The 23,661-nt window shown below is 59.7% G+C and carries 21 protein-coding genes and 2 tRNA genes; 12 read left to right on the top strand and 11 right to left on the bottom strand.

Annotation, left to right across the window (positions count from 1 at the left end):
* The first annotated feature begins 7 nt into the window (after positions 1-7).
* On the top strand, positions 8-1,225 hold the full coding sequence (locus VF629_RS00140) for an efflux RND transporter periplasmic adaptor subunit (protein ID WP_331056410.1): 1,218 nt from the start codon (positions 8-10) through the stop codon (positions 1,223-1,225).
* Between the two features lie 253 nt (positions 1,226-1,478).
* Here VF629_RS00140 and VF629_RS00145 read toward each other — a convergent pair whose 3' ends face one another.
* Positions 1,479-2,294, bottom strand: a complete 816-nt coding sequence (locus VF629_RS00145) for a PA2169 family four-helix-bundle protein (protein WP_331056411.1) — start codon at positions 2,292-2,294, stop codon at positions 1,479-1,481.
* A gap of 697 nt (positions 2,295-2,991) precedes the next feature.
* Between VF629_RS00145 and VF629_RS00150 the strand changes: the two genes are divergently transcribed.
* Both VF629_RS00150 and VF629_RS00155 read left to right on the top strand, forming a co-directional pair.
* Positions 2,992-3,477 (top strand): hypothetical protein, encoded by a 486-nt coding sequence (locus VF629_RS00150; protein ID WP_331056412.1) that lies wholly within the window; start codon positions 2,992-2,994, stop codon positions 3,475-3,477.
* A 50-nt stretch (positions 3,478-3,527) separates the two neighbouring features.
* Complete coding sequence (locus VF629_RS00155; RefSeq protein WP_331056436.1) at positions 3,528-4,094, top strand: serine protease; 567 nt, start codon at positions 3,528-3,530, stop codon at positions 4,092-4,094.
* 355 nt (positions 4,095-4,449) lie between these two features.
* Here VF629_RS00155 and VF629_RS00160 read toward each other — a convergent pair whose 3' ends face one another.
* From VF629_RS00160 to VF629_RS00170, 3 genes are all read right to left on the bottom strand, one after another.
* Complete coding sequence (locus VF629_RS00160) at positions 4,450-5,250, bottom strand: hypothetical protein (protein WP_331056413.1); 801 nt, start codon at positions 5,248-5,250, stop codon at positions 4,450-4,452.
* Positions 5,251-5,323: 73 nt separating this feature from the next.
* Positions 5,324-5,398 (bottom strand) — tRNA-Val (locus VF629_RS00165).
* A gap of 112 nt (positions 5,399-5,510) precedes the next feature.
* Positions 5,511-5,585, bottom strand: a tRNA-Val gene (locus VF629_RS00170).
* 252 nt (positions 5,586-5,837) lie between these two features.
* Here VF629_RS00170 and VF629_RS00175 point away from each other — a divergent pair.
* Positions 5,838-6,740 (top strand): TerB family tellurite resistance protein, encoded by a 903-nt coding sequence (locus VF629_RS00175; protein WP_331056414.1) that lies wholly within the window; start codon positions 5,838-5,840, stop codon positions 6,738-6,740.
* Between the two features lie 184 nt (positions 6,741-6,924).
* Here VF629_RS00175 and VF629_RS00180 read toward each other — a convergent pair whose 3' ends face one another.
* On the bottom strand, positions 6,925-8,040 hold the full coding sequence (locus VF629_RS00180) for a mechanosensitive ion channel family protein (RefSeq protein WP_331056415.1): 1,116 nt from the start codon (positions 8,038-8,040) through the stop codon (positions 6,925-6,927).
* A gap of 167 nt (positions 8,041-8,207) precedes the next feature.
* Positions 8,208-9,470, bottom strand: a complete 1,263-nt coding sequence (locus VF629_RS00185) for an ABC transporter permease (protein ID WP_331056416.1) — start codon at positions 9,468-9,470, stop codon at positions 8,208-8,210.
* A 480-nt stretch (positions 9,471-9,950) separates the two neighbouring features.
* Here VF629_RS00185 and queA point away from each other — a divergent pair, with 480 nt between their 5' ends.
* From queA to VF629_RS00200, 3 genes are all read left to right on the top strand, one after another.
* On the top strand, positions 9,951-11,000 hold the full coding sequence (gene queA, locus VF629_RS00190; RefSeq protein ID WP_331056417.1) for a tRNA preQ1(34) S-adenosylmethionine ribosyltransferase-isomerase QueA: 1,050 nt from the start codon (positions 9,951-9,953) through the stop codon (positions 10,998-11,000).
* A gap of 104 nt (positions 11,001-11,104) precedes the next feature.
* Positions 11,105-11,830, top strand: a complete 726-nt coding sequence (locus VF629_RS00195) for a 2-C-methyl-D-erythritol 4-phosphate cytidylyltransferase (protein WP_331056418.1) — start codon at positions 11,105-11,107, stop codon at positions 11,828-11,830.
* A gap of 73 nt (positions 11,831-11,903) precedes the next feature.
* On the top strand, positions 11,904-12,689 hold the full coding sequence (locus VF629_RS00200; protein WP_331056419.1) for an enoyl-CoA hydratase-related protein: 786 nt from the start codon (positions 11,904-11,906) through the stop codon (positions 12,687-12,689).
* A gap of 193 nt (positions 12,690-12,882) precedes the next feature.
* Here VF629_RS00200 and VF629_RS00205 read toward each other — a convergent pair whose 3' ends face one another.
* Positions 12,883-13,731: a hypothetical protein gene (locus VF629_RS00205; RefSeq protein ID WP_331056420.1), complete on the bottom strand. Its 849-nt coding sequence runs from the start codon at positions 13,729-13,731 to the stop codon at positions 12,883-12,885.
* A gap of 173 nt (positions 13,732-13,904) precedes the next feature.
* On the opposite strand from VF629_RS00205, the gene VF629_RS00210 reads away from it, so the two are divergent.
* Positions 13,905-14,510: a DUF4142 domain-containing protein gene (locus VF629_RS00210; protein ID WP_331056421.1), complete on the top strand. Its 606-nt coding sequence runs from the start codon at positions 13,905-13,907 to the stop codon at positions 14,508-14,510.
* A gap of 296 nt (positions 14,511-14,806) precedes the next feature.
* Positions 14,807-15,550: a DUF4142 domain-containing protein gene (locus tag VF629_RS00215; protein WP_331056422.1), complete on the top strand. Its 744-nt coding sequence runs from the start codon at positions 14,807-14,809 to the stop codon at positions 15,548-15,550.
* Between the two features lie 104 nt (positions 15,551-15,654).
* Here VF629_RS00215 and VF629_RS00220 read toward each other — a convergent pair whose 3' ends face one another.
* From VF629_RS00220 to VF629_RS00235, 4 genes are read right to left on the bottom strand one after another with little or no spacing between them, the layout of a single operon-like run.
* Entirely contained in the window at positions 15,655-17,169 is a 1,515-nt protein-coding gene (locus VF629_RS00220) for a hypothetical protein (RefSeq protein WP_331056423.1), read from the bottom strand.
* A gap of 19 nt (positions 17,170-17,188) precedes the next feature.
* Positions 17,189-18,127 carry a hypothetical protein gene (locus VF629_RS00225; RefSeq protein ID WP_331056424.1) on the bottom strand — a complete coding sequence of 313 codons (939 nt, stop codon included), beginning with the start codon at positions 18,125-18,127 and terminating at the stop codon, positions 17,189-17,191.
* Positions 18,124-18,813, bottom strand: a complete 690-nt coding sequence (locus tag VF629_RS00230) for a hypothetical protein (protein WP_331056425.1) — start codon at positions 18,811-18,813, stop codon at positions 18,124-18,126. Before VF629_RS00230 ends, VF629_RS00225 begins: the two co-directional genes overlap by 4 nt.
* Entirely contained in the window at positions 18,810-19,355 is a 546-nt protein-coding gene (locus VF629_RS00235) for an RNA polymerase sigma factor (protein WP_331056426.1), read from the bottom strand. Before VF629_RS00235 ends, VF629_RS00230 begins: the two co-directional genes overlap by 4 nt.
* A 264-nt stretch (positions 19,356-19,619) precedes the next feature.
* Between VF629_RS00235 and VF629_RS00240 the strand changes: the two genes are divergently transcribed.
* The 3 genes from VF629_RS00240 (at position 19,620) to VF629_RS00250 (ending at position 23,581) form a co-directional block, all read left to right on the top strand.
* Entirely contained in the window at positions 19,620-20,048 is a 429-nt protein-coding gene (locus VF629_RS00240; RefSeq protein ID WP_331056427.1) for a hypothetical protein, read from the top strand.
* Positions 20,049-20,383: 335 nt separating this feature from the next.
* The gene (locus VF629_RS00245) at positions 20,384-21,778 is read left to right on the top strand and encodes a hypothetical protein (protein ID WP_331056428.1); all 1,395 of its coding nucleotides are present in this window, start codon (positions 20,384-20,386) and stop codon (positions 21,776-21,778) included.
* Between the two features lie 24 nt (positions 21,779-21,802).
* A complete protein-coding gene (locus VF629_RS00250) occupies positions 21,803-23,581 on the top strand; it encodes a T9SS type A sorting domain-containing protein (protein ID WP_331056429.1) in 1,779 nt (592 codons plus the stop codon).
* Positions 23,582-23,661 lie beyond the last annotated feature (80 nt).

Raw genomic sequence — 23,661 nt, forward strand, 5'->3', positions numbered from 1 at the left:
AAGCCCAGTGGCCGTCCTGCCCGTAGTGAACATCATCATGCGCTATTTACCCTCGACCTTTTTGCTGCTCAGCCTGCTCGTGGGCTGCGGCGATAAGGCAACCACTTCCAAGCCCGAAGCCCAGGCAGCGCCCGCCGGCGCCCCCGCCAACGAAGACGCTGAAAAAGCCCTCCCCGACCGCGTCGTCCTCACCGCGGCCGAGCAGCAGATGGGTGGCGTACGCCTCGGCAGCATCACCGAGCGCCCCATGAGCGGGGGCCTGAAGGTAAACGGCGTGCTGGACGTGCCGCCGGAAAACCTGGTGTCCGTGAGTGCGCCATTGGGAGGCTTCGTGGCCCACACCGAGCTGCTGCAAGGCATGCGGGTGCGCAAAGGCCAGGTGCTGGCCACCATCCGCAACCCCGAGTTCGTGCAGCTACAGCAAGATTACCTTGAGACCAGCAGCCAGCTCCGGTTCGCCAAAGCGGAGTACGAGCGCCAGGGCGAGCTTTTCCGCCAGGAAGTGGCCCCGCAAAAGAACTTCCAGCGGGCCCGGGCCGAGTACGAAGCCATGCAGGTGAAAGCCAACGCCCAGGGCGCCCGGCTGCGGCTGGCGGGCTTGCCGCTGGGCGGCGCCATCGTGAGCACGGCCAGCGTGCGGGCCCCCAAAGCGGGCTTCGTGAAAGCCGTCAACGTGAGCGTGGGCCAAAGCATTACGCCCACCGACGTGCTCTTCGAAATCGTGGACCCCGACCACCTGCACGTCGAGCTCACCGTTTTCGAGAAGGACGTGCCGCAACTCAAAGAAGGCCAGCTGGTGCGCTTCACGCTGGGCAACGACTCCATCGGCCGGGAGCGGACGGCCCACATTTACCTCATCGGCAAGACCATTAGCGACGAGCGCACCGTGCGCGTGCACGCCCACCAAGACCGTGAAGACGAGCACTTGCTGCCCGGCACGTTCGTGCGCGCCGTCATCGAAACCAACCGCGTCACGGTGCCCACGCTGCCGGCGGCGGCGGTCGTGCAGTTTGGCGCGCAGGCTTACGTGTTCGTGGCGGCCGATACCGCCGCCCAAGCCGGCAACGCCGCCTACCGCATGGTCCCCGTGACGCAGGGCGTGAGCGAGGACGGCTACACCGAAGTCCACTTGCCCACTTCTGCGCAAGGCCAATCTTTACGCTTTGTCACGCAAGGCGCGTATTCGCTGCTCGGTAAACTGAAAAACGCCGAAGCGGAAGACTAACAGGCAGTTTGCCGCAGCGAAGCGGTTTGGAAAGCCGGCCCCGCCCGGTCCGACGCCCTAGGCGTCCGACCAGTTGCCGCAAACACGAAACCCAAAGGACCGTTGACCGACAACCGGTCGGACGCCTAGGGCGTCGGACCGGCTAGCGACATACTGCCTAAACGGTTTTATAAACGTTAAGGTCGCTACAAAACGAAAAAGCGCGGGCTGTTAGCCCGCGCTTTTGTCGCTATTCCCTTGGGGAAGCTGTGCCCTACGCCTGATGCTGCGATTGCAGCTGCTGCAGGCGCTGATAAGTCTGCTTTGACTGCTCGTACTGGCGCTCTACCTCGCGGCGCAGCGAACCCGTAACGGAGCGGTCCATCAACGCCTCCTTGTAGGCCTTGATGGCCCATTCCTCGCCGTACACGTTGGAACCCAACACGGCCTTCTCGTTGTAGCCGGTCACGGCTGCTTTGGTTTCCATCCAGGCCCGGTACAGCTTGCCTTTCAGCGTAGTGCCGGTTTCGGGCTCGCTTTCCTGTACGCGCAGGTAGCCGTTGAGGCGGGTGGCAAAATTCCGGCTTTGGCCCGCCAGTTGCTCGTAGTAATTGCGCAGGTCCGCGTCTTGGCTTTCGTGCGCTGCGCGCTTGTAGCCTTCCACCCGGTCGTTCACAAAAAGCAGCAATTCGTGCAACGTGCTCACAGGGTTGGACTTCTCGCGGCGTGCAGCCGCGCCGGTCCGCCGGAGCAGATAAAATCCACCGGCTGCCAGCAGGGCGCCGCCCACTACTTTCTGGGTAGTGGTTAGCCGGCCCCATTGGGTGCCGATTTGCGAGGGCAGGCGCTTGAGGGGCTCGGGCACCTGCGTGAGCGAAGTGGGCAGGCTCTGGCCTTTCAGCCATTGCTGGGCCTGCGAAATCAGGGCAGCGGCGCCGCCGGCTGCGGGCGCGGCCGTTTGGGCGTCGGTGCTGCCAGCGTCGGCGGTTAAGGAGGTGTCGGTGGCCTGCGCCTGCTGGTCGCCGGCTTTGGAGAGGGCGTTAGCTGCGGCAGAATCGGGGCTAACGCGGGGGCTGTCGGGGTGGCTCATGGAATGGGAAATGAAACGGTGAAGGCCACGCTGCAACTACAGCGGGCACGCTTCTCATTCGTTGATGCCCCCACAAAGGTTGCTGCCCCAAGCAGTACGGGTAGCAAACGGGTTTTGAGGCAGTTACTTAAAAATCTGGCGCATTCCATGCATCTACCTTCAACGGCATCTTGCCACCTACTACCGTGGGCCGCTGGTGCTCTCGGCAGCCGTATAGTTGCGTGGTGTCTTCACCCTTGGCTTACTGAGGCGGTTATGCTCTCCCGCTGCGGTCTGCACCTGATACTGTTAAAAGCAAAACAGCCATCCAGCAGAAAACTAAATTACTGTTAATCAATGTTTTAAATAAAGTATTCGAACCTTCGACCTCTTGCGTGTGAACAATAGCTCCCTACGTTTTCAATTGCTCTGCCTACTTGTCAGAAGTGACCCAAAGTAACTTTAGCTGATACGGAGCCAGTCGCAACGCTGGTCGCTATTATCTATGTTCAGCCGGTTCGTCTCCATTTGCCCCCAGATTTGGACGTGAACTGGCACGTGTCGGGGTTAGAGCTGCACACAGCCTATCAGTTGCTTAGAGGCGCTGGACTATGACCAAAGGGTTTTCGTTGCCGTAACTGGCCAGAAACAATGCGTTTCCGGCTAGTCTGCTTTCAGATTTCATTCAGCACAGGTATAACCCTCTTACCTTACAGGTATGAAGTTCCCTGCATCGATATACTTTACTTCACACGCCGAAAATTTGGCATGGCTTGAGCTTGTTGTTGACTATATCAGCGCGCAATGCACTAACTCAAAACTATGGCCCTTCATCCAAGAGATAGCCAAAGTTGAAGTCGCTCTTATACAATCCTCGCTAGAAGGATGGAAGCAAAGGATTCCCATGTCTTACTATCCTATCAACGGAAGAATTTCTACCCGCTTTTTCCATATTCTTTCAATGAGATTGGGTAAGCCAAGTTATGGAAACATGCCTGTAGAGCTAGTTGATAAAGCATTTGCGCTGTTGGCCGATAAGGGTATGCTATTTGAACGACTGCCTGACGGCATTACATGGCTATTTCCTGTTAAAGAGTATGAGGTAAATACGTATTTTGTTAAATACTTAGTGGATAACGATTTAATATACACCATTTATTTGGTTTTGATTATATTATTCGTCGTTACCATGCCTCTGTTGTAAAAATTGAGGTGAAATGCGGAGAAGATGTATCCATCGGCACGGGTTGGTTTATGGATTTGCCACCTACTACCCCCAGCACCCCCAGCCTACGGCTTATTGTAACAAATGACCATGTGCTTGACAAACACAGCAGCTTTCGAGTCCTGACAAAAGAGGAAACGGAACTAGGGCATAGCGAAGTCGAACTCCTGTTAGCTAAAACTGGCGTCGATATGGCACTAATCAGGTTGGTTGATACACCACCTGCTTCTAATTTCTGCTTAAGTACAGATGTGCCACTACTAGAAGATGTAATCACAATCGGCTACCCAGCCGTGCCCTTGTCGCGGGAAGCTTATCAAGTTGTCCATCGGGGAGAAGTAAATGCCCAAGTTGCTGACATGTGGGGGCAAGACTTACTTGTTATTTCGGCCCGTACTGCACCGGGCAGTAGCGGCAGCCCTGTGATTGACGACACTGGCCGCGTTGTGGGAATGGTTGCGCGAGAGCTTTTCGAGAAGTCAACGTTTCAAGAAAAAGGTATTACTCCCTATTCAGCATGTATCCCGGCAAAAACAATTCTCTCTGCTCTCTATCAGTCTAACATCTATAAACGATACACTACTGACTTTGAATAAAGGCGTTGAACTGCTTTGCAAGTTTGCCCACGTGGCCGGAGCTTTTTGCTTACTATCAAACTTACTTTCGCTCAGACTGTCCGCGTTTAGCTAGCCAGCGCCAAATAACAGACGCTATCTGTTTACCAGTTTCATAAATAGCTCCTTTTACTAGAGTTAAGCAAAGCAACAGTAGTGGCCCCGCTGACTCATTTGTAGACAATTGCTCAGCGACCGTTCTAAACAGGGTTTCCAAAGTGTGCATGTTTCCACTGCTCCGGAAAGGTTGGCCGGTAGCGTTGGGTCAAAGGAACCCAAGGCCCTTTGCGGCACCTTGCGGCCCGCACACAACCGCACTACTCCGCAATTTCTCTGCTTATTTCAAGCCTTTTAGGGCCGTCACAAACTCATTGTAGCGCCGTTCTACCCTAATTCCCGGCCCTTCCTGCATAGCCTTCTCGCTTACTTTAGCCCCGTACTGTTGCACAAGCGCGCGGCGTAACGACGCAAACCCATTCTCTCGCAATAGCCCCGTTTCCTTGAGCGCCCATCCCAATGCTACCCATGCCCCAGGGGTATTGCTGGGAGCCGCTGCTAGCTTCTCATTTTCCAGCGTCAACATTCCCTCCCTTAGCAACAAAGCCTCAAATGTTGCTTTATCAATCTGGCGTAGCAAGCCCTCAAGTGCATCACTGGCGACCTTATTGGCCTTTTTTACTGAACGTTTTGCGGGTTTGGCTTCAACCGACTGCATTAACGCCTCATGACGCTGCTGTTCCTGCATTTGAAGGACCAGCGCATACAGTTCAGGCGGCATACCAAAAGGGTTACTAGGGGCTGCGTTAGCTTCTAAACTGGATAGTTCGTCACGATACAGCTTTGCTACTTCCTGATTCCAAAACTTAGCGCCCATTGTTTGTGGATACCAGTTTTTGATAGGATTATTTAAGTCGTTGGCTAACTTAGCCGCTAGCTTAGAATGACGCTCTAAGCTCTCTTCACAATAGCGCAGGAACATAGAAGGCGTGTCAGTTTCCTTACGGGACGCTATTTCAGCTTTGATGCGCTTCGAAGCTGCTTCTACTTCGGCAGGGATTGGGCAATGAGAACAAAGGTCCTCCAGCCGCTTAATGTCCTCCCCTTTGGTGCAATGATTATAAATTTCAGGAGTGAACATGGTTCTAGTACCCGTAGTATACCAAAAGCAAAACAGCCACCTAGCAAGCAAGCTAAATGGCTGTTAATCGATGTGGGAAGTAAAGGGCTCGAACCTTCGACCTCTGCTGTGTGAAAGCAGCGCTCTGAACCAACTGAGCTAACCTCCCGAATGAGACACACAAGCAAGCGCTAAGCTTTCCTGGGCGTTTGTAGGCACCGTAGTAGGCACCAAAAGCAAACAGCCACTCAGATTCTAACCTAAGTGGCTGATAATCACTGTGGGGGATGACGGGTTCGAACCGCCGACCCTCTGCTTGTAAGGCAGATGCTCTGAACCAGCTGAGCTAATCCCCCGTGGGCATTTCCGTTTGGGATTGCAAAGATGGGAGGTGATTTTGGAAGTGCCAAACAAATTTCGGTTTTATCGGCCGCAATCTTGCCCCAAGACGGGTCCTGGCGTAGCAACAAATTCATTTTCAGGGCCAGAAAATTTGCGCACAAGCGGCAAATAATACGCCTTGCGGCTCCTCTCCGTGAAAAGCAACGTATTCGCGGCGGCACCGTTGAAGTGTGCAGACTTCTTTCCCAACCAACTTTTCTTTCCCCATGGACGCCCAACTCCTCCAGAATTACTCGGAAGCCGAAAAAACCGCCTACCTGAGCGCCATTGCCAGCCTGGCCACTGCCGACCGCCAAGCCTCGGGCGCCGAAGCCGAGTTCTTGCAAGCCTTGGCCCAGCAGGCCGGTTTGTCGGGTGGCGCCACGCAGCAGGTGCTGGCCGCCGCTCAAGACTCCAACAACCAAACCATTCAGCAGAACCTCGACGCCCTCAAGAACAGCGACCTGCGCTTTTCGCTCGTCACCGACCTCATCAGCTTCGCGCGGGCCGATGGCTCGTATGCCAACGACGAGGAGGTCATGATTACCAAGATGTCGCAGTACCTGGGCATCAACCAGCAGCAGCAGCAGACCCTGGAAACGGTGGTTGACCAAGCCGCGCACGTGCAACACGACCCCCAGGACCCCGGCAAACAGGGTTTCCTGAGCGGCATCGGCGACAAACTTTCCAGCGTGGGCATTCCCAAGGGTGCGCTCATGGGCGGCCTGCTGGGCGTAGTAGCCCCCATGGTGATTTCGCGGGTAATGGGCGGCCGCAGCCAAGGCATGGGCGGGGGCGGCGGCATGCTTGGCGGCCTCGGCGGGGGCGGCAGCCTGGGCGGCTTGCTCGGCGGCGCCACCAATAGCGGCCTGGGCGGCATGCTGGGCGGTTTGCTCGGCGGCGGCATGCTTGGTGGCCTGATGGGCGGCGGCAACCAGTCGGCCAGTATGCCGCAGCAGGGCTCGGCCATTGGCAGCGGCGGCTTGGGTTCGATGATGTCCATCCTCGGTGGCCTGGGTGGCCGGCCCAACACGCAGCCCCGCCAAGCTGGCGGCGGCGGCCTGGGTAGCCTGCTGGGTGGCGGCGGCGGCATGGGCGGTTTGCTCGGCGGCCTGTTCGGTGGCCGGTAATATCTGAACCACGGATTCCTGCGGATTGGTCGGATTCCACGGATTTTGTGGACGATTGCTGCACAAAATTGAAAGCAAAAAAGGCCACTCATATGAGTGGCCTTTTTTGTCGGATTATTGCAAAACAAAAAGGGAGGCGTCCACAAAATCCGTGGAATCCGACCAATCCGCAGGAATCCGTGGTTCAGACTTTGGCTGCTTCGACCACCGGGGCGGGCGCGTTGGCAAAGAAGCCGCCGTGCTGCTCCACTACTTCCACCAGCCGGTAATTGAGGTCTTCTTTCACGTCGAGGTACTCGTCGTAGCTGGTGGTGTCCACGAAGTACTGCACGGTCACTTCCTTGCCCGTGGGCGTAAGGGCGTTGAATTTCATCTGCACGTCCTGGGTCACGAGCGGGTGGGCTCTCATGGCTTCTACCGAAGCGGCAATGATGGCGTGAAGCTGCGCGCTGGTGGTGCGCTGGTCGAAGGTGAGCGAGAAGCCCACCCGGCGCGAGGTGCGCAGCGAGAGGTTGTCGAGCGGCTTGTCAATCATGCTTTTGTTGGGCACGGTGAGGTAGCTTTTTTCGGCTGTGCGAAGGCGGGTGCTGCGGAAGCCAATTTTCTCCACGGTGCCGCTCACGGGGCCCGCCGTCACGAGGTCGCCCACGGCAAAGGGCTGGTCGAGGAAGATGGTGAAGGAGGCAATGAGGTTTTCGAGGCTTTCCTTGGCGGCAAACGCCACGGCCAGGCCCCCAATGCCCAAGCCCCCCACCAGCGCCGTCACGTTCACCCCGAACACTTCGCCCAGCACCACCATCACTCCGATAACGATGACGAGCACCTTGAGCAGGTCTTTGGCAAAAGGCAAAAACTGGTTGTCGAGCCGCTGCACGCGGGCCGTGGCGCGTAGCTCGTTGCGGCGCTTCACCACCAGCAGCGCAAAGTCGACCATGCGCAGCACCACCCACGTGACGGTGGCAATAACGCCCAACAGGAACACGCGGAGCAGCGCCACCTTGGGCCAGGGCTCTATGCCCTCCACTGCGTCGGGTGGCATGGGGTAGCGCAGCACGCTGAAAGCCAAATAGAGTGTAAAAAGCAAAAAGAGGATGGATACGGGCTGAATGAGCAAGTCGTGCAGCTCCGTTTCGGTTACGCCGGCGGTATAGCGCTTGGTGAGGCGAAACAGCACCTTGCTCAGCAGCCGCGACAGCAGCCGGCGCAAGGCCCCGCCCACTAGCAGAATCAGCCCCGCGAGCAGGTACTGCCCCACGGTATTACCCAGAAATTCGTGCTGCAAAAAAGGAGGTAGCGTCATGAAGCAATAATGGTTAAGAACTTATCTGAACAATAACTTGAACGTCCTGCTGGGCTTGTCGAAGCATGACAACTTTTTTTTTGCGCAAACGCTGCGCCCAGCCGGCCAGCGGCGCGGTAATGGGAGCCCGCAGGGTTGTTTCAACGCCAAGACGCCAGCAGGCGTTTCTACTTGGCCCGAATGGCGATAACGGGGTCCAGGTTGGCGGCCATCACCGCCGGCACAATGCCGGCAATTACCCCGATGCCCACCGACACCAACAGGCCCAGGATGATGCGCGCGGCCGACATGCCAAGCGGCAGCGCGTCTTGCGGGAAGAGCGTGATGAGCCACACCAGCAGAATGCCGGCCCCGCCTCCAATCAGGCACAGGCAAATGGCTTCGAACAGGAATTGGAACAAGATGAAGAAGTTTTTTGCGCCCAACGACTTCTGAATGCCGATGATGTTGGTGCGCTCCCGCACCGACACGAACATGATGTTGGCGATGCCGAAGCCGCCCACTAGGATGGCAAACGACCCAATCACGCCGCCCACAATCCCGATGACGCCGAACAGCTTGGTGATTTGGCCGGCAATCATCTCGGGCCGGTTCAGGGCAAAGTTGTCTTCTTGCCGGGGCTTTAGGCCGCGAATGTTGCGCATCACGCCCTTCACCTCGTACTCCAGGTCCAGCAGGCCGGGGTCGTCGTCGCGGCCCTTTACGCCAATGCGCGCCGACGGGGCCCCGCCCATGCCGTTGGTGCTCAGCCCAAACATCTTGACGAACGTGCCGAACGTCACCAGCACGTTGGTGTCGTTGCTGGGCGTGTCGAGCAGCTTTTTGCCTTCTTTTTCCATCACCCCAATGATGACGAAGGTGAGCCCGTGGGACTTGAACTCCTGGCCCAGCGCCTCGCGCTGCGGATACAGGTTTTCGGCAATGGTGGCGCCGATGATGGCCACCGGGCGCGCCGACTCCATTTCCTGGTTGGTGAAGTACCGGCCTTGGGCCAGCGGCACGCTGCTCACCACGCGGTAGTCGTAGCTCACGCCCTGGATGGCGCAGTCCGACACCGAGTTGGAGCCGGCCTTGAGGGTGTTGCCGCCCTTGGCGGCGAAAATGGCCACGCCCCGGCTGTTGTTGCTGAGCTGTTTGCGCAGTTCCTGAAACTCGCGCGCCGTGGGCACGGGCCGATTGAAATATTTCCACCACGGATAGTCGGGGCCAAACGTCCACGGCCATTTCTCGATGTAAATCACCTTGTCGCCCACAAAGTCCATGCTGCTGCGGATGTTGGCCTCCAGCGAGTCGACGATGGTGAATACGGTGATGATGGAGAAGATGCCCACCGTGACGCCGAGCAACGACAAGATGGTGCGCAACAAGTTGGATTTGAGGGCATCCCAGGCAAAACGAAAGCTTTCGAGGGTGAGGCGAAGAGTCAGCATAGAGAAAGGCGCACGCGCAATGGGTCGGTACCGGAAGTCAAAAGACGGAAATTGGCGGCGAAGTTGCGGGGGCGGCTGCTTCGCACGGACCAGCCCACTTGCTCTTTTTGGAGTTGTACCCTTGCTCCCCCTTGCTCTTTGGGAGTTGTACTCCCAAAGCGTCACCGCGCGGAGTTGCACTCCGCCCGTTCGGTGGCAGCCATCGCCCGTTATCGGGGACTACAAGTCCCAGCAGGTAAGCTTTCGGAGTACAACTCCGAAAGAGCAAGGGGCGGCGGCTTCGCACGGGCAAGCTCGCGCGTTTTGCGGGCCCGGCCGTGGCGCTTACGCCCGCTGGCCAACTCTACTGCGAGGTAACTGGGCTCAGGCTGACGCCGTTATTATTTGCGGAGAAACGCCAAGAAATGGATACTCCCGGAAAAAGCCGTACTTTTGCCTCCCCAAATTTCCGTATATTCCCCCAATTACTGCCCTATGGCGATGAAATTGCACGAGTTCAAATTTGAACTCCCCGAGGAGCTGGTGGCCCTGCACCCAGCCCGCAACCGCGACGAGAGCCGCCTGATGGTGGTGCACCGCGCCACCGGCCAAATTGAACACCGAACCTTTAAAGATATCCTCGATTATTTTGTTGAAGGCGACGTTTTGGTCCTCAACGACACGAAAGTTTTCCCGGCCCGCCTCTACGGCAACAAAGAAAAGACCGGCGCCAAGATTGAAGTTTTCCTGCTGCGCGAACTGAACAAGGAACTGCGCCTATGGGACGTGCTGGTGGACCCCGCCCGCAAAATCCGCGTGGGCAACAAGCTGTATTTCGGCGAGTCCGACATGGTGGCCGAGGTGATTGACAACACCACCTCGCGCGGCCGCACCATCAAGTTCCTGTTTGATGGCACCGACGAGGAGTTCCGCAAGGCGCTGTACGAGCTGGGCGAAACCCCGATTCCGAAAGAGGTTATCAACCGCGAAACTGAGCCCGCCGACAAAGAGCGGTACCAGACCATCTACGCCGAGCACATTGGCGCCGTGGCGGCCCCTTCGGCCGGCCTGCACTTCACCCGCGAGGTGATGAAGCGCATGGAAATCAAGGGCGTAGAGCCGGCGTTTGTGACGCTGCACGTGGGGCTGGGCACCTTCCGCACCGTGGACGTAGAAGACCTGACCAAGCACAAGATGGACTCCGAGAACTTCATTGTGACGGCGCCGGCTTGCGAGATTGTGAATAAGGCGCTCGACGCCAAGAAGCGCGTGTGCGCCGTGGGCACCACCACCATCCGCGCCATGGAGGCGTCGGTGTCGGCCAATACCCGCATGAAGCCCACGCAGGGCTGGATTGACCGGTTCATCTTCCCGCCGCACGACTTCAAAATTGCCAACTCGCTGCTGACCAACTTCCACATGCCGGAAAGCACGCTCATCATGCTGGCCGCCGCATTTGCCGGCTACCCCCTGCTGATGGAGGCCTACAAAGAAGCCATCAAGGAGAAGTATAAGTTCTTCAGCTACGGCGACGCCATGCTGATTCTGTAATAGCAATAGCGGCTTCCGGGCTCAGGCTCTTTTTTCGCTGAATTTTTAGCGCCGGTGGTTCTTCTGAACCTCCGGCGCTCTTTTTTTGCCTGAACTTCGTCCCAATGAAAACACCCGCTACGAGCCGCTCTTTCCACACACCGGATGCCCAACCGCCGCGCTTTGCCATCCTTGTGGCAGGCGGGAGCGGCACCCGCATGGGCGCCGACCGCCCCAAGCAGTTCCTGCTGCTTCGCGGCGAACCGGTGTTGCTGTACACGCTGCGCCGCTTTGCTGAGCCCGCGTTGAAAGTAGCCGAAATTGTGCTGGTGCTGCCGGCCGACCAAATCGAAACGTGGCAGCAGTTGTGCGCCCAACACCGCGTGGACATCGCACACCGCTTGGTGAGTGGCGGGGCTTCGCGCTGGGCCTCGGTGAAAGCTGGGTTGGCCGCGTTGAAAGAACGCGGCGAAGGCTTGGTGGCGGTGCACGACGGCGTGCGGCCACTGGTGACGCGCCAGGTAGTGGAGCGCACCTACGCCGCGGCAGCCACGCACGCCGCGGCCGCGGCCGCGGTAATGCCCAAGGACTCGGTTCGCTTGGTGTCGCAGCACGGCTCGGCAGCGCAAAACCGCAGCCGCCTGCGCCTGATGCAAACGCCGCAGACGTTCGAGATTGACTTGCTGCGCCGGGCGTATGCCATGCCGGAGCTGGCGTCCTTTACCGACGACGCGACGGTAGTGGACGACCTGTGCCGGGTGCAGCTGGTGGAGGGCGACTATCGAAACTTGAAAATCACTACGCCGGAGGATTTGGTGGTGGCCGAGGCGCTGCTTGCAATGGGTGAATGAGCGAATGGGCGGATGAGTAATTCGTGTTGTCGTTCTTTGCATTTACCCATTCACCCATTCGCTTACTCACCCATTGGACTACACCAGCCTGCTTTACGACGTGCGCCCCGACGGCGTGGCCACCATTACGCTGAACCGACCGGACGTTTTCAATGCCTTCAACGACCCGTTGAGCTACGAACTGCAAGACGCCCTCAAGCAGGTGACGCGCGACGCGGCGGTGCGGGCCGTGGTGCTCACGGGCGCGGGCCGGGCCTTCTGCTCGGGCCAGGACTTGAAAGCGGCCCAGGGCGCCGAGAAACGCTCGTTCTACGACTCGCTGCACAAGCGTTATAACCCCATTATCCGGGCCATGCGGGCCCTGCCCAAGCCCATCATTGGCCGCTTGAACGGCGTGGCCGCGGGCGCGGGCTGCTCGCTGGCGTTGGCCTGCGACGCGCTGGTGGCCAGCACCGATGCCTCGCTGATTGAGGTGTTCATCAACATTGGGCTGGTGCCGGACTCGGGCTCGTCGTGGTTTTTGCCACGGCTGGTGGGCACGCTCAAGGCCTTTGAGCTGTGCAGCCTGGGCTCGAAAGTGCCCGCGGAAGAGGCCTTGCGCCTGGGCCTGGTAAATCAAGTGGTGGCGCCCGAGCAGCTAGACGAGGCCACCTATGCGCTGGCGGCCCGCTACGCTGCGGCGCCCACCAAGTCCATCGGCTTGCTGAAGCAGATGCTGAACAAAGCCGGCGCCGCCACCCTGGACGAGATGCTGGACTACGAAGCCCACTGCCAGCAAATTGCCGGCGAGTCGGAAGATTACTTCGAGGGCGTGAAGGCGTTCAGCGAAAAGCGCAAACCGGTATTTAAAGGCCTCTAAACCGCAGATTCGGCAGATGAAACGGATTACGCAGATTCAGACAAGAGCTTGTTTCTTTTAGGTTGCCGTTCCATGATAAAATCTTGAACAAATCAACCAAAAAGGCAGCCTTGATGGGCTGCCTTTTTGGTTGACCAGAACTGCCGGCTGAATCTGCGCAATCCGTTTCATCTGCCGAATCTGCGGTTTAGACTTACCGCAGCGTAATGGTTTTGGTGCGGCCGTTGACCGTGACGGCGGCCGTGTTGTCGCATGCCTGGCTGCCGCTGGGGTCGTAGTTCAGCAGCATTGCTTTGGCGTTGGAGTTGGTGATGCTCACGGTGCCGGCCACGTAGTATTTGTAGCAGTCGCCGCGCTTGATGAGGGGCGACTGGATGGTGGTGGTGTACTGCACGTTGCGGCGGTTGGTGCCAGTGGACGTGCCGGTTACGCTGTACACGTCATCGGAAGTGACGGCGGTGCCGAAACCCTGCGTGCGCATGAACGTCCAGTTGGCCGTCCAGGAGTGGGTGCCGCCGTTGTTGGCCCGGATGATGCTGGCACTGGGTACCTCCACCGTGAAGGAGCCCGCCCCCAGGTCGGTGAACCGGCGCGTGGCGGTGTGTTGGTTGTCGTTGATGAAGTAGCCCAGGCGGGTGACCACAGCACCGGCAATGTGGCGGTTCACGTCGGTGGTGAACACCACCACGATTTTGCCGCGACGGTAGCGGCCATCCGGGCACAGGCAGTTGGTGGGGCCAAAGTCGATGGTGAGCGTGCGCGACTGGGCGTCGTAGGTGCGCACGGCGCAGGTGCCGTAGATGCGGCGCAGCTCGAGCGCCCCGGCCACGGCGGCAGAGTTGTCGACCGTCACGTCCTGCGGCTGGGCCGAGGTCATGATGTCGGCGCTGAGGGCGGTTTCGAGGTTGTCTTCGCTGCGGTCTTCGGCGGTGGTCACGTCGTCGGGCTGGGCGTCGGTGTCGCGCTGGCAGCTGGCGGTGAGCAACGCGCCGCTGGCCAGGCAGGCAAAGGCAAGCGAGCGGAGGGAAATAATACGCATCATGGAAGCGGAAAAAAAGTATATAGAAGGAATAAACTAGGTTTGTGAGCGGTTGGAAGCACGGAAGGTGGTGGAGTTTAACCGGACCCCAAAATTTTCTGCCGGCTGCCGGTAAAAACCCCGCCCCGGAGCCCGCGTATAGCTTTGCCAACCATTCAGGCTTTACGCCATTCGCCATGCGCCACTCGCTTTTCTTAGCGCCTTCGCGGCGCCTGCTGTTCGGTTTTGCACTGGCCCTGCCGCTGTTGGCCGCTTGCTCATCGGGTGGCGGCAACGATGCGGTGGAAACGGCCAGCGAGCAGAATGCCAATAAAATCAGCGAAGCCGACGTCACCGAAAAGCAGGAGGCCGACGCCGAATTCCTGGTAAAAGCCACCAGCAACGCCCTGCTGGGGGTGGAGCTGGGCAAGCTGGCGCAAGCGCGCGCCACCACCCCGGTGGTTCGCACGTATGGCGCGCGCCTGGTGCAAAACCGGCTGGGCCTGCTGTCGGCCCTGCGCTCGCTGGGCAGCGCCAAGCAACTGGCCGTGCCCAACGCCCTGGGCGAAGACGAGCAAGCGGCCTACCACGAAGTGAACACCCAAACCGGCTCGCAGCTCGACAAGCGCGTCATGGACCTTATCATGAAGGTGCAAAAGCAGGACGCCAACGCCTTTGAGGACATGAAGGACGACGCGTATGACGGCGACATCCGGGGGTTTGCGGCCAAGTACGAGCCGCCCGTGCAGGAGGAACTGGCCGCGGCCGAAGAAGTGGCCGACGCCATCGAGGACCTGCCCTAGCATCAAACTACGCCCAAGCGCCCCAAAAAGCTCATCTTTTTCTCTCTGCTCCAGCGTAGAGGGCAAGCGGCGCTTTATGCTCAGTTACTCTGCTGCTTACGGAGCTAATTGGTTCTGTTTCAAGCCAAGGGCTTAGTGCTGTGCTTAGCCCAACTCGTCCATAAAATACGACTAGTGACGCAACATAGGCCCCCAAAACGACCGTACTACCTGCATTGCCAGGGGCTTGGCTTGCTGCAATGCGGACCTGCCGTCCTTCCTGGTGCCATCCTTCCTTCCACAAAACCTTCCACTTTATGAAACGCTCTTTTTTGCCTGCGCTTGCCGTTTGCCTGTGCACCCTGGCTTCGTGCGGCGACGCGAATAAATCAACCTCTGCCGAAGGCGGCAACGCCAGCGACAACACCATGACCAGCTCGGCGACGGGCGGTGACACGGCCTCCACTACCATGCCGGCCGGCTCCGAAAACCCCGAAAATCAGCCTCAAAGCGCAGGCACGGCCCAAGGCACGGGTGGCAACGGCGCCGCACGTGGCGTCAACGACGGCAACGCCGTGGGCAATAACACCGCCATGGTCCAAGGCGACCCCACCGGCCCCACCGGCCCTCACAAAGACGACAAAGAATTCATGATGACCGCCGCGCACAGCGACCAGAATGAAATTCAGCAAAGCAAAATGGCCCTGGCCAAGGGCGTGACCGGCGAGGCCAAAGAAATGGCCAACAAGATGATTGTCGACCACACCAAGTCGACCACTGAGCTGAAAGCCATTGCCACCAAAAAAGGCGTGACACTGCCCACCGACATGGACGCCGAGCACAAGGCCCTAGTGCCCACCATGGAGAAACTCTCGGGCAAGGAGTTCGAAGCCAAGTACATTTCGCAAATGCAAGCCGACCACCAAAAGACGGCCAACACCATGCGCGCCCACGAGCAAATGACGCAAGACGCAGACCTGAAAGCCTTCATCGCCAAGACGGTGCCCGTGGTGGAAATGCACCTGGGCATGGCCCAAAAAGGCTCAAACATGAAAATGTAGTGTGGGCCTTACGCCGGCCTCACCAGTGAAAAAGCCGCTGCGGATGTCCGCAGCGGCTTTTTCACTGGTGAGGCCGGCGGCGGCTGGCGTGGTACGTGGCCAGCTTACCGGTAGCCAAACCGGTAGCGCAGCCCAAAGCTGAACCCCCCGGCCAAGAAGGAACCCGATTTCACGTAGGGAGAGGTTTCTGGTGACGTGCCACTGTTCTCACTGAAAATGCCTCCCTCCTCAAAAAAGGTGCGTACGTCCTTATTCATCACGAGTTGGGTGGTGGCTTGCATCCGGCGGCGGCGCCCGAAGGCGTAGCTGGCATCCAGGCCCAGCGCGGCATGCAACCCGAACGCGCGGCGGCGGAACCCGACGGTTTCCTGGGTGGTGACCCGCCGGTCGACAACGGCGTATTCGCGGAAATCCACCGAAGACCACACGGGCACGAGTCCGCCCACCGCGTCGAACTGCACCCGCTTGAGGAAAGACCGCGTGAGCGAATACCGCAGCATCACGGGCAGGGCCAGCCCCCGCTCCTTCAGCTTTTGGTTGGGAACCGCCACGGTGTCACTGCCCGTCACGAAAAGCGTCCCCACGGGCTCATCGTTGAATGTTTCGCCGTACTGCACCCCCAACTGCACGGCCAGGCGCGGCGCCAGGTAATAGCCCGCGTACACGTAAGGCACCGGCCCCGCCGACACGTATTGGGCATAGGTGCCGTACCCGGCGCGGCCGGTGGCCGGGTAGCGCGTAATTTGGGTTTCGGCGGGGGTGGTTTTCACCACATCGGCCGGGTAAGGATTTCGCTCCGAGTGGCGCACGCGGTAGAAGTAGCCGCCTATTTCGGCGCCCGCATAAAACCGGGGCTGCAGCGTCGCCACTTCGCTGGCGGGGGTTAGCCGTTCCACGTAGCGCGGCGGCTGATGGCCTAAGGTTAGGCCAATGCGCAGGTTTTCGCTCAAAGCCACGGTTGGTTTTCCGGCCAAAAGCAGAACGGCGACGCCAACGTTGTAGTCGACGAAGCCGTAGCGGCCCAGCCGGCGTTGCGCGCCCCAGACTACACCCACATCGGCCGTGACGAACTGCCGCCCGGTGTTCTGGTACAGGAAGGATGGCGTTTCGTGGCTGTTCTTGCCCAACCCAGTCCCCAGCGCCACCGACAGGTAATTGGCGGCGAAATTGGCGGCGTTGCGGCCCCGCAGGAGGCGACGCTCGCGGTTGTAGTAATAGCGCCCCGCCACTTGCCCCCGAAGGCCCAGGCTGGCACGGGTCTCGGCGGTTGCATTGGGCCGGTAGCGGGTAAAGGCGGGGCTCACTTCGCCCAGTAGCGTCCAAGCCGGGTCGCTCAGCTTGCGCTCGTAGGCCAGGTGAATGCCGTAGCGGGTGTAATAGGTTTCGGTGCCAAAGGCCGTGGAAGACGGCAGGAAGTTGTTCAGGCCCAGCTTCCACAGGCTCCGCTGCTCCTCCTGCACCCGCAGGGGCACGTCGGCTACCGGCGTGGCCACTTCTTCGCCGTACTTCAGCCGCGTAGTATCGGGCACGGTCTGGGCCCCGGCGCTGCGCGCGGAACCAATCAGCAGACCAGCCCATAGGAGGAGCTGTCGGCCAGGAAAACAGGATAAGTTAGCCATTGGGAGGAAGCGGTGAAGATTAGAATTGGGTGGACAGCAGCTGCATTTGCAAAGTCAGCGGCGCGTAGGAGGTGCTCACGCGCACCAGGGGCCGCGCGCCGGCCGCCGGCTTGCTGGTCAGGGAGGCCCGGCTGCTTGTTCCCTTTTTAGCGTCAGCGTAGGCCGGAGGCACGGTCAACTCGCCTTGCAGCACGTTGAGTTGGTAAGCGAATCGTTCCGGCTCGGCCGCGCTGATGACGACCTCCGTGCGGTCGGCCTCTACCGTGAGCTTGCGCAGGGCCGCCACGGGCTGCACCCGCACGCTGCCGTAGTAGTTGCGCACGAAGCAGCTGCCGCCCAGCCCCAGCAACTGCACCGCCGACTTGTTGGCTTCGCAGGTGAAGTCGGCTTGCACGTTGGTGGCCGTCAGGTCGGCGTAGCGGGCGTTGGCCGTGAGGGTGCCGCGCAGGTTGCGCAGCGTAATCTGCCCAAAGTTTTGCTCCAGCTTTTGGGCGCCGCTGAGGTCGGCCAGGGTGGTTTGACCGTAGGCGTTGATTACCTGCAGCGGGTTGGCGGCGGGCATGAGCACGGTGTATTCGGCGCGCAAGTCGCTACGCACGGGCGGGGCGCCAGCGGGCAGGATGTACAGGTTGACGAGGTCCAGCGCATTGCCGTTTTGCTGGAGGCGGTACTGCGCCACGGGCAGGTCCTGCACGGCCACTTGCCGCTCGGCGTGGCGGGCGCTGAGGCGCAGGGTTACTTGCACGGTGGGCCGGTCCCAGCCCCGCACCTGCACGCTGGCCTTTTCGGCCCGGATGCGCACCACCGTGCCGGGCGGGCAATTCCAGGTTTGCTCCACGGTGCGGGTCACGACCTGCACCCGTGGCTGGGCCCAAGCGGCGGGCGGCGCCAGCAGCCAGAGCAGCCCGGCAAGCACGGCCAGCCGCCAAGCGACCGGCGAATTAGTGTAAACCATCATGAGATAAGAAGTTGAACCAGTTCGCGGGTTACAGATGCTTTCAGGGTGACGAGCCGGGCCTGCTCGCGGAGCAATTGCGGTGAGGAGCCAAAGCGGCGGGCGTCCCGGCGAAGCTGAGCTTCCTGGGTTTCCAGCTCCTGTAGCTGCGTGCGCAGCGTGCGGAACTCGCCCGACTGGCACACCACCGGCTGCGACGAGCAATGGGCCTCAATGAACGAGAGCCCTTGCCGCTCCAAGGGGTCGGCGACCGGCGCGGGCAGCGGCAGCGGGCCCTCTTCTTCGCTGAACGTCACCGTCTCGTGGGCAACAGTGGGCGCCGAAGTGGCCGGGCGCAGCTGCCACCACACGCCCAGCACCAGCAGCAGGCTGGCGGCCACCGCCAACGCGCGGCGCACGGCCTGGGCGGGCCACAGAGGCCGCACCACCACGGCCGGAGTGACGCGCCCCGTTGCAGGCGCGGCCGCAGTCTCGGCCGTGTCCAGTCGAGCGGCCACCGCGGCCCACAGGGCGTCGTCGGGCTCATGCGCCGGCAGCGCGGGGATGGCCCGTGCCAGGGCGGCGTCCACGGCCAGTTGGGCTTCGATGCGGGACCACGTGGCCGGGGCGGGCTCGTGGGCGGGCAGGTTATTGAGGGCCCGCCGCAGGTTGGGCCCGCCGGGTTCGGGCGTTTCGGGGGTCTGGCTCATTGGTAGAGGTGCTGAAGTTTGCGTTGCAGCAGGCGCTTGGCGTGGTAGAGCTGCGACTTGCTGGTGCCTTCCGCGATGCCGAGCATTTCCGCCACTTCGCTGTGGGCGTAGCCTTCCACCTCCACCAGGCAGAACACGGCCCGGTAGCCGGCGGGCAGCTCGCCAATGGCTCGGTCGAGGGCCTCGCCCGTGAGGTTGTCGTGCCAGGGCACCAGCGGCTCGGGGTGGCGCTCTTGGTCGTACACTTCCATGCGCTGCTCGCGCCGGAGCGTGAGCAAGGCCCGCCGCACCACAATTATTTTAATCCAGGCGCCCAGCGTCGACTGCTGCCGGAAACCCGACAAGCCCTGAAACACGTCGACGAAGGCCTCCTGCAACGCATCCTGGGCCAGGGCGCGGTCGCCGAGAATGCGGATGGCGGAGGAGAACATGGCCGTCTTGTATTGCTGGTACAGGCGGAACTGCGCTTGGCGGTCCTGGGCCAGGCAGCCGCTCAGCAGGTGCTGTTCTTCAGAAAGCAGACGAGGCGGCAAAGCGGGCACGGACCTTTATTTAAATTCTTTGCCTCAAAGTGCTGGGCGGTTCAATAAAGGTTGGTCGGGGAGTAAAAATTATTTTCATTGAGCCTAGCCAAGACACGACAACGCGCTAAAAAGCCCACTACGTAGTACACAGCGAGCTTCTTAGGGCCGTCAGTAAAGCAAGGTTAAGCATCTGTGTACTCGGTTGCTTGCAATTCCTTGGGGGTGCCCTGAGCCGTGAAGGGACCGATGTCAACCGCAACCGTTGCTACTTACCTTGTGCACATGAAAAAATCATACTACTCGGCACTGCTGGTGTGCGCCACCGCTACCACAGCACAAGCGCAGCTCAATGTGGCCTACCATCAATCCAACCTGCCCTTCGTGGCAGCCTCCTACGACTTCGGTCGCTTCCACCCCGACTTCCGGTTGAGCACCGACGCCTTCACCGCCGGCCTGAGTCCGGAGCTGACCCTAAACTATAAGCTGCTGAACAAGGACGACTACTACGTGTACGCCGGCGTTGGTGGGCGCACCAACAACTTGGCCGGCGGCGTGCTGCCGGTTGGGGTGGTGGCATTCCCGTTTGCCAAGAAGCGGCTGGGCTTTCACACCGAACTAGCCGTTATCGGTATCGGCAATGGCACGGTGTTGCGCGGTAGCTGGGGCATAAAGTTTCGCTTTGGCCGCACCGAAGAAGGGCCGGGCCTGTAGAAAATACGGGCCCTGGCACCCGCCAAAAACCGACAACGCCCCGCAACGTTAGCATTGCGTGGCGTTGTCGGTTTTTGGCGGGTGCTACGCCGTAGCCGTAGCGTACTTGCTGGTGCGTAGGCCACACGGCGAGCGGCGCGCAACTCCCCAAACAGCTTCATTTTCATTTACTTCATAGTATCGTTAGGTCTTCTATATTTGAGCTATTCCTCTTCTGCCACGCAGATGCATGAGTCGAACTGCGCTTTTGTGCTTCACTTTTGAAGCCGACTCCTGCAAGCAGAGTAATGGCGAGGCGAAAAACCGATTTTTCTCATTTTAATTTCCCTTAATTCATGAAGAAACGGCTACTTCTCGGCCTGCTGCTTTCTGGCAGCCTCACCGCTTGGGCTCAGAATCCAGACCCGCTGCTCCAGCTCAACTGCCCGGAAGCAAACGCTGGGAACCGACAGGTTCGCCAGACACCGCCCTCATCCAACACTACACCGCTGCTAGGTCCTGCTCTGGGACCAGCGCCGCCTAACCCGAGTCCATACTCTTCGTGTTCAGGCGTTATCAATGTGAACATTCATTTTATGCTACGCCTGGACGGCAGTGGCAATTTCAACGAAACTAACGACGGGGCGCCCTACGAGCGCTACAACCAACCTGGGGTAATCACTCCAGCTGACACGGCCAGCAATGGTTACGCCCGCGCCCGCGCACTGGTAGCTGAAATGAATAACCAAGCGGCAAACAACCCCATGAATGCCAATCCTGCCGGCACGTCCAATCCACCCAAAGGATACTCGTATGCGCTGAACGGCGTGTACTTCCACCGAGTGCATACTTACGTGTACGAATCGGTTAAAAATGACAACAACAATATCTATACGACCTACCCCTTTGATACCTATGGGGTGAACAAGGCGACGGAAGTAAATATGTTTATGATGGGTAACTACACCAATGGAGCTTGCTGCGATGTCGGGGGCGTTGCCTGCACGCTTGGCTATAATCCTAACAATCCGAGCAGCTACTGGGTGAAGGTTTTTAACTCTCATGAGTTTTACCGGTGGCGCCAGGAAAACAATGGTAACACCATCCCCATAAATGGCAATCCGTATACTATTCCGCAGAATAGCATGCCATTCACGGCTAATACGCTAGGCCATGAGATGGGACACGTGCTGGGCTTGTGGCACACGTTTGAACGCGCTAACAACTGTTCAGATGCAAGCGTTGCTAATCGGGGAGACGGATGGAATAACCTGATGGATTACAGCGGCGGCATAGCCTTAACTCCTTGCCAGTTGGGTGTCGTCGACTACAATCTGTACAATCCTGGCACTCCGGCCAACAGCTTTCGTAACTACCTCAGCAATTCCGCCTGTGGGGAGGTGCCGCCACGTGCCTTCTTTGTAATGTATGCTTGCCTGAACCCTGGCAACGTGTACATGGACAGCCGCGGCACGTTCATGGCTGACCGGATGACGGTTCGGGTGTATGCCCATGACCCGTCGGCCGCCAATGGCCGAGGCGCTTTGCTGGCCACCACCGCCAGCAACGTTTCCCGCGGCGGCCGCTGGAACCTGGCTAGAATCCACTCGTTTTCTGCCGGCCAGCAGTACTACGTGGAGCTAACGGCCAGCCGGGCCAGCGGCCAAACACATACCCGCGGTCAGGTCATCCAAGTGGTGGGCCCGTTGGAAGGTGCTTGTGGCTCGATGCCGGCTCCAGGAACGGAATAAATATTTGTTTTTCACCTTGCGTGTATGAATACGAAACAATTCTACTTCTCACAGTCGGCTGTATTTTTTGGACTGCTGGCCCTGGCAGTGCTCTCGGCTACGCCGGCCCGTGCCCAATCGCGCAGCCTCTACGACTGGGCTTGGGTGGCCCGCCTGGGCGCCACCACCGTGCCGGGGCCGGGTGCGCCCAACTTCCCGCCCAGCTTCGACCAACCCGAAAGCTTGGCGGCCGATGCGGCCGGCAACGTGCTAATTGCCGGCGCGTACGACCCGGACGTCATTTTCGGTGGCCCCAGCCCGCGCTACCAAGCCGCCACGGGCCCGCTGGGCACCATCGAGGGCAGCTACGTGGCCAAATACACTTCCGCCGGTGCTTTGGCTTGGACGATGGATTTGACCGGCAACGGCGACGTGCGCGTGAGCGACCTGGCCGTTGACGCCGCAGGCAACAGCTACGTGCTGGGCAGCTACTACCAGCAACTGCGCATTAATGGAGTTCTGGCGACATCGGCTACCTCCAACACGCCCTGCTTCCTGGCCAAAATCAGCCCCGCCGGAACCCTGTTATGGGCCACAACCGTCGAGCCTGATGTGATAACCGGAAACCGTTTCACCATGCAACGGCTGGCCGTGGATGCCCTTGGCAACACCGCCGTGCAAGGCGAATTCGAAGGCCAAGTAAGCCTTAACGGTGCTACGTTTACGGGTGCAGCCAGCAAGCTTCATATCTTAGTGGCGCGCTACAGCGCGCTGGGTGTGGCGCAGGGAGCTTTCGCTGGCTACACTAATGGTTCGGACCAAGGCCGGGTCTTAACAGGCATTGCCTTATCACCGGCTGGAGAATGTTATTTAAGCGGACGGATTTTCAACACCGCTTCCATACAGTTTGGAACGCTGCCAATACTCACCGGTCCTCCTTCTGGTGGCGGTAGCGTCTACAGTGCTGGTTTCGTGGTGAAACATGATGCCTCTACGATTGCAGCATGGCAATTGGTCAGTTCAGGAGCCTCGGCACAACTATTCAATGATGTCGCCGTTGGGCCTCAAGGGCGCTGCTACATTGTAGGCACGTTCCGTGGCGGCAGCATGACGTTGGGCGGCATAGCTTTGACCACTACTAACCCGGCCGGAGCATCGGGATACGATATTTTACTCGCAAAGCTTTCGCCGAACGGAACTGTGGAGTCACTGCACGGGGGCGGCGGTACCAGCCGCGCGTGGGGGCTATCTCTGGGGCCCCAAGGCGAACCCACCATTGGCACTGCGGGCGGACTAGACTGGGGCAACGTTTTATTACCTGGCCCATCTTCTTTTGCCTCCTCTGCGGCAACAGGCCTCCTACATTTCAACGCGGCCGGGGTGCCGCAACGCGGCTGGCAAGCCGGAGGCGGTTTTTTCACCACCGCCTTGGCCGTGGACGGCCTCAACCGCCCGGTGTTGGCCGGCACGTACACGGGGGTGTTTCCCGCCGCGTTCGGCACGCAGCAACTCACTTCGCCTTATAGCTGGAACACGCTCATTGCCCGCACCGGCACCACGGTGCTGTCCACCCGCCAAGCCGCCCAGGTAGCGGGCCTGGAGGTGTTCCCTAACCCCGCCCGGCAGCTGGTGGAGGTGCGCACGGCCGCAGCCGGCGCGGCGCGGGTGCAACTGCTCGACGCCCTGGGCCGCATAGTACGGGCGCAAGCGCTGAACGCCGAACAAACCCGTATGAACCTGGTCGGCGTGGCAGCGGGCTTCTACACGCTGCGGGTGCAGCAAGGCGGGGCCGTGAGCTTTCGACACCTCGTGGTAGAGCCCTAGTGCTGAGGCTCAGAACGGTGACATCGTATTGACAACGCAACGCCCGCTGCCAGAGTGGCAGCGGGCGTTGCGTTGTGAGT

The sequence above is a fragment of the Hymenobacter sp. genome, assembly GCF_036388155.1.
GTDB lineage: Bacteria > Bacteroidota > Bacteroidia > Cytophagales > Hymenobacteraceae > Hymenobacter.

Bases quoted from the DNA above. Each gene is read 5' to 3' on its own strand.
- VF629_RS00210 (WP_331056421.1), top strand. From the start codon at position 13,905: ATGCGCCACTCGCTTTTCTTAGCGCCTTCGCGGCGCCTGCTGTTCGGT.
- VF629_RS00240 (WP_331056427.1), top strand. From the start codon at position 19,620: ATGAAAAAATCATACTACTCGGCACTGCTGGTGTGCGCCACCGCTACC.
- queA (WP_331056417.1), top strand. From the start codon at position 9,951: ATGAAATTGCACGAGTTCAAATTTGAACTCCCCGAGGAGCTGGTGGCC.
- VF629_RS00185 (WP_331056416.1), bottom strand. From the start codon at position 9,470: ATGCTGACTCTTCGCCTCACCCTCGAAAGCTTTCGTTTTGCCTGGGAT.
- VF629_RS00145 (WP_331056411.1), bottom strand. From the start codon at position 2,294: ATGAGCCACCCCGACAGCCCCCGCGTTAGCCCCGATTCTGCCGCAGCT.
- VF629_RS00245 (WP_331056428.1), top strand. From the start codon at position 20,384: ATGAAGAAACGGCTACTTCTCGGCCTGCTGCTTTCTGGCAGCCTCACC.
- VF629_RS00230 (WP_331056425.1), bottom strand. From the start codon at position 18,813: ATGAGCCAGACCCCCGAAACGCCCGAACCCGGCGGGCCCAACCTGCGG.
- VF629_RS00225 (WP_331056424.1), bottom strand. From the start codon at position 18,127: ATGATGGTTTACACTAATTCGCCGGTCGCTTGGCGGCTGGCCGTGCTT.
- VF629_RS00155 (WP_331056436.1), top strand. From the start codon at position 3,528: ATGGATTTGCCACCTACTACCCCCAGCACCCCCAGCCTACGGCTTATT.
- VF629_RS00180 (WP_331056415.1), bottom strand. From the start codon at position 8,040: ATGACGCTACCTCCTTTTTTGCAGCACGAATTTCTGGGTAATACCGTG.
- VF629_RS00195 (WP_331056418.1), top strand. From the start codon at position 11,105: ATGAAAACACCCGCTACGAGCCGCTCTTTCCACACACCGGATGCCCAA.
- VF629_RS00250 (WP_331056429.1), top strand. From the start codon at position 21,803: ATGAATACGAAACAATTCTACTTCTCACAGTCGGCTGTATTTTTTGGA.
- VF629_RS00205 (WP_331056420.1), bottom strand. From the start codon at position 13,731: ATGATGCGTATTATTTCCCTCCGCTCGCTTGCCTTTGCCTGCCTGGCC.
- VF629_RS00160 (WP_331056413.1), bottom strand. From the start codon at position 5,250: ATGTTCACTCCTGAAATTTATAATCATTGCACCAAAGGGGAGGACATT.
- VF629_RS00175 (WP_331056414.1), top strand. From the start codon at position 5,838: ATGGACGCCCAACTCCTCCAGAATTACTCGGAAGCCGAAAAAACCGCC.
- VF629_RS00220 (WP_331056423.1), bottom strand. From the start codon at position 17,169: ATGGCTAACTTATCCTGTTTTCCTGGCCGACAGCTCCTCCTATGGGCT.
- VF629_RS00150 (WP_331056412.1), top strand. From the start codon at position 2,992: ATGAAGTTCCCTGCATCGATATACTTTACTTCACACGCCGAAAATTTG.
- VF629_RS00215 (WP_331056422.1), top strand. From the start codon at position 14,807: ATGAAACGCTCTTTTTTGCCTGCGCTTGCCGTTTGCCTGTGCACCCTG.